This window comes from bacterium (assembly GCA_035703895.1).
In the GTDB taxonomy this organism is placed as follows: domain Bacteria; phylum Sysuimicrobiota; class Sysuimicrobiia; order Sysuimicrobiales; family Segetimicrobiaceae; genus Segetimicrobium.
This window is the reverse complement of sequence record DASSXJ010000251.1, coordinates 1-4,377: the sequence shown is the minus strand read 5'-3', so window position 1 is coordinate 4,377 and position 4,377 is coordinate 1. Positions and strand designations below refer to the sequence as shown.

Sequence of the window (4,377 nt, the reverse complement as noted above, 5' to 3'; positions counted from 1 at the left end):
CGTCAACACAGGGGCGTGCGGCTCGGCTCCGGCGCCGCTGAGCCTGGCATACAATTCCTCGGTGGCGGCGCTCGGCGGCACGTCGAGCTCTTTGCGCAGAATCGCGACGCACCGCCGGTAGACCTGGGTGACGCCCGCTCGATCTCGTTGGTGGCCGTGCAGCCGCATCAAGAGGCAGTAGGTCTCCTCCCGCAACGGATCGCGGCCCAACAGCTGCCCGGCGTAGGCAAGCGCCGGCCGGAATGCGCGTCGCGCCTCCAACGCGGCGACCAAGCGCTCCAGCAGGCTGGCGTACACTTGCCCCAGGCGCTCACGCTCGGCGAGGATCCACTCATCGTAGCAGCCGGGAAGCAGGTCTCCCCGGTAGAGCGCGATCCCGGCTTCCAGCTCTTCCATCGATGCGGCGTGGGCCGCGATCCGCTCGAACGCTTCCACGTCCACGTCGCATTCCGAGTCCGCGGCCCATTCCAGCGTGTCGCGGTCGAGCCGAAGGGAGGAGGTACGAGGGAGCAGACGCCGTAACTCGAAGATGAGCTTGCGGAGGTTGGTCCGCGCCTGCCCCTCGTCCGTGTCCGGCCAGAGCAGCCCGGCCAGAGCCGCGCGGGACTGCGGGATACTCCGTTTCAGGATCAGCAAGGCCAGGAGTGAGACCGCTCGACCGGAGGCATGCCGGTGGTACGGCTGTTCGCCTTTCAGCAACTGAAAGCCGCCTAACAGCCGGATGGATACCCCGACCGGTTCTTGAGGACTCCTACGGTTGCGGTCTGCCCGTTCTGACATGCCCCACCCGTCATCGCCGTCGGCAACCGACGGCCGCCTGCACCCGGCCATCCGTCCGATCTCGCACACTTCGGCATGGGCGGGGCCGCTACATGCCGGTGATGCGCGCAAGTCCAGGGTCGAGGGAAAACCGTGCGGTCTGTGGTCACCATGGGTTGCCCGCCGTTAACGGCAATCGACGAGCACGACGTACAGCGTTGACGCGATGGTGTAGTTGTGGCCGCCCGCCACATCTTTGCTGACTTCTGTGTCCAGACGGCCGTGCAGCGTCGCGAGCGTGTTGTACTTGGACCCGACGCACGCGCCGGCCTTTTGTACCTTCTGGCGCACCTCGTCCGCCGGCTCCTTTTGCAGAAGGCTTGCCACCTGCCGCAGCATATTTGCGGCGCCCGCGACGTACCCGTTCCGGAATGCAGGTGGAGCCGCGGGGCTCCACTCCGCTTCCGTGACGTACGCGCGTGCTGCATGGCGCCCAACGCCTCCGATCCGCAGCTTGTCCGCTGTGCGATATCCGACTTCGCTCGCTCTCGCGCCCCCCGAAGCCGGTCCGCTTCGTTTGCATTCGAGGAGCACGTCGCTGAGATCGGCCGTCACAACGGGAAAGTCCTTGGGGGAGTGGGGCGGCGGGGGGAGCGGATTCTTGACGATGTATTCTTCCACAGCGTTCTGTAGTGCACTCAGGCTGGCCTCTCGGGCCACGCATTCCGACATGGAGCGGATTTGGCTCTGTTGCAGAGCGAGGGATTTGTACCGGAAGTCGGTGTCGAGCATTGCCAGCATGTCGGCCCCACCGGCGGCAAAGCCGAGGCGGTAGGCCTCAGGATTCGTCTTCCAGGTGCGCCCCCCATCATTCGGGATGGCGGCGTACGCCACGACGGCCGATCCCATCACCAACGCGATGAGCCAAATGGTCCCCACACCCTTCATCCCCACCACCCCTCTTCCCCAAAAGATCACTGGCCCCGTGTGCCGCCCTACTGAGCGGAGACGAGGCTCATTTGGATCTCCGCGTTGAGCACCCGGTTGAAGGTGTGGACCGACAGCAGCATCCCGCTGTTGGCGTCATAGGCATAGTCGATCTGTTCTCCCGCGCCCGACTCCGTGATGGTGACGGCCACGCGCCCTGAGGGGATCCGGCCGATCCGCCCCACGGAGGCGGTCACGCGCGTCACCGGGTCCGCATCCAAGATCTGGCCGCTGCGCAGCTGGGCCAGCGCCCTCGGCGCAATCCAGAGCCCGCCTAGTTGGGCGGGACCGAAGACGAGCTCGGCCTGCGCGGTGTTTGGCGGGAGCCCGCTCGGGGCGGCTTGGACGACCGTTTGCCGGTAACGGACCCAGTTGGCGCCGCCGTCCCGCCGCTCGTATGTTGTGGAGATCGGTGTCGGAAACATCGGCGACCCGGGGACGTGCACACCCGCTGAGCCCTGGTAACGCAGGACTCTGACGCGCGCCACCCAGTCTGGAGCCCCCGCAAACGCCCACGGAAGGTGCGTCGTGCGCATGTCCACCAGGGTGTTTTGACCAATGAACGTGGCGCCCTGGCGGGAGTCTCCCCGCGCGAGCGGCCCCTGGATGTCGGCACCGTGACCTTCGCTCCCGCTGTGCAGCAGGACCCCCGTGTTGGTGTCATAGACCCACGTTGCGCCTCCGGAGTGTATCCAGACGGCTTTGTAGCGCCGGCCATTGATCTGGTACGGGCCGAGGAAGATCTTCAGGTTCGTCGAGTTGATACCGGCGAGCCCGCGGAGGACGCTGGGGTTCAGCCAGAAGTCTCCTCCCGCTCCCGGCAATCCAACGGCCCCGGCCTGCGAGAGGATCACGGGCGGCCCGCTGGTCCCGGTGATCCCGTAGCTGCGAACATCGAGTAGGGCGACGGCCCTGTTCAGCAGCGCAATATTTATCTGCGTGTACCCGTGTCCCGAGACGCCGCCCCCGCCGCCCGCGACTTCCTCTTGCCGGTAGTGTTTGCCTGTGATCGGGTCCCGCCAGTTCCCCTGAGGATCTTCGATGTACCGGTGCTTTCCTCCGACAATAGAGCCCGCGATGCTGTAGTACGTGAGCCTTGTCCCTGGCTGGAGCCAATCCGGGGCCGGCGCGGTCCGCAGTGAAGGGAAGAGATCCAGGAAGGGATTGGCATCCAGCCCCGTGACCGGCTGCGCCTGCGCGCGATAGAGGTCCGCCCCGATCAGGGACGCCATCATCCCGACCAGACTCGCGCATAAGAACACCTTCCGCGTCCACCGCGTCATCGTCCCACCCCCACACAGCCTGCCATCGGGGGAGACCCTTGGCTCCTCCCCCATCGAGCCGTTCATGACTGTTCGTGCCCCCCGCGCTCGGCCCGTCTCGTCACGATCGCCTCGATAAATTCCACGAGCATCTGCCAGCCGCGAAAGTACCCGGCCCCGCCGCTGTGCAGGTGTTGCACTTTGCCGCGCCACTCGGCTTCGCCGTCGAAGGATTCTGTCCAAATCCGAACGGTAAACAATGTCGACGAGGTACCCGTCGGCGGTTCGGGGTGGTCCTGGATCATGGGCGGCTCACGCGTCCACGTCCGCGGGATTCCCGAATGAGGCCCGTGGGATACCTCACGGCTGGAGTGGGGAGACGACCGCGCGAAGGACAAAAAGGGGAGAGCGAGTCAGAACGCCTTGACCCGCTCCCGCCCTCGTGCTGGTAATCGTTGACGCTTTACGGGTCCTTCGGTACCCGCCCAGTCAACATCACCACAACAGAGGCAATGCTAATTCCAACCACAAGCGCGTACGTTAACATGCCGGGATCGTTCAGGGGGACAGATTTATGACCTCCCCCACCGCCGCCATGGGTTCCACCATGGCTGGCCGCGTAGGACATTGTGGGGACGTACATCGACATAAGCAAAACCCCCGCGAGAAGCACGGCTGTCACCAAACGACACATAATCTCCCCTCCCCTTATGACGATGCTTGTGTAAGCGCACATCACCGTCATGGACGAGACGGTTATTCCGTATCAGACAGGCCGTTCCGAAAGCGTTTCGCTTTTAGGCCAGCGTGCGTATCGAACGGACGTTGGATGAGACTAGGAACTGACAGGCGCGGAGCTCGCCTGCACTCGTGCGCTGTCCCGGATGGCAGCCAGGACAGCCTCGGAGAGGAAGCCGCGCTCATTGGCTGCAACGCCAGGGGTCCGGGCCGCGCAGATTGAACAGCCCGTCAGAGTGTCGCCGTCGCCGCGAGCGGGGGCGACGCGCTGCTCGAGCCGTTTCACCGGGGAGGGATGGATATGCGGCGTGAGGATGTGGCCGTTCGGGGCGTGCACAAGACGACAGGGTACTCGCACGCGGCGAAGGCCGGAGGGTTGGTGTTTCTCGCTGGTCAGGTGGCGCAGGACGCCGAGGGGGCGGTCGTCGGCAGAGGCGACGTCGAGGCCCAGGCGGTGCAGGTGTTCGAAAACCTCAAGGCGGTCCTGGCCTCCGCCGGGGCGACGTTCGACGACGTCGTGAAGATGACGACATATACGACGAGCCTAGCGTACCGGGCGAAGATCGCGGAGGTCCGCGCGCGGTATTACAAGACGTACTTCCCGCCAAACACGTTCGTGGTCGTGGCGAGC

At 65.3% G+C, this 4,377-nt stretch carries 5 protein-coding genes; 1 reads left to right on the top strand and 4 read right to left on the bottom strand.

What is annotated here, in order from left to right:
- The 4 genes from VFP86_16945 to VFP86_16930 form a co-directional block, all read right to left on the bottom strand.
- Positions 1 to 699, bottom strand: a 699-nt coding sequence (locus VFP86_16945; GenBank protein ID HET9001329.1) for a BTAD domain-containing putative transcriptional regulator, incomplete at its 3' end; no start/stop codon positions are given.
- 246 nt (positions 700 to 945) lie between these two features.
- The gene (locus VFP86_16940) at positions 946 to 1,698 is read right to left on the bottom strand and encodes a hypothetical protein (GenBank protein HET9001328.1); all 753 of its coding nucleotides are present in this window, start codon (positions 1,696 to 1,698) and stop codon (positions 946 to 948) included.
- 56 nt (positions 1,699 to 1,754) lie between these two features.
- Positions 1,755 to 3,029, bottom strand: coding sequence for a hypothetical protein (locus tag VFP86_16935; GenBank protein HET9001327.1), 1,275 nt, complete (start codon positions 3,027 to 3,029; stop codon positions 1,755 to 1,757).
- 62 nt (positions 3,030 to 3,091) lie between these two features.
- Positions 3,092 to 3,313, bottom strand: coding sequence for a hypothetical protein (locus VFP86_16930; GenBank protein ID HET9001326.1), 222 nt, complete (start codon positions 3,311 to 3,313; stop codon positions 3,092 to 3,094).
- 734 nt (positions 3,314 to 4,047) lie between these two features.
- Here VFP86_16930 and VFP86_16925 point away from each other — a divergent pair.
- Positions 4,048 to 4,377: RidA family protein (locus tag VFP86_16925; GenBank protein HET9001325.1), on the top strand; the 330-nt coding region annotated here is incomplete at its 3' end.

Bases quoted from the DNA above. Each gene is read 5' to 3' on its own strand.
- VFP86_16935 (HET9001327.1), bottom strand. From the start codon at position 3,029: ATGACGCGGTGGACGCGGAAGGTGTTCTTATGCGCGAGTCTGGTCGGG.
- VFP86_16930 (HET9001326.1), bottom strand. From the start codon at position 3,313: ATGATCCAGGACCACCCCGAACCGCCGACGGGTACCTCGTCGACATTG.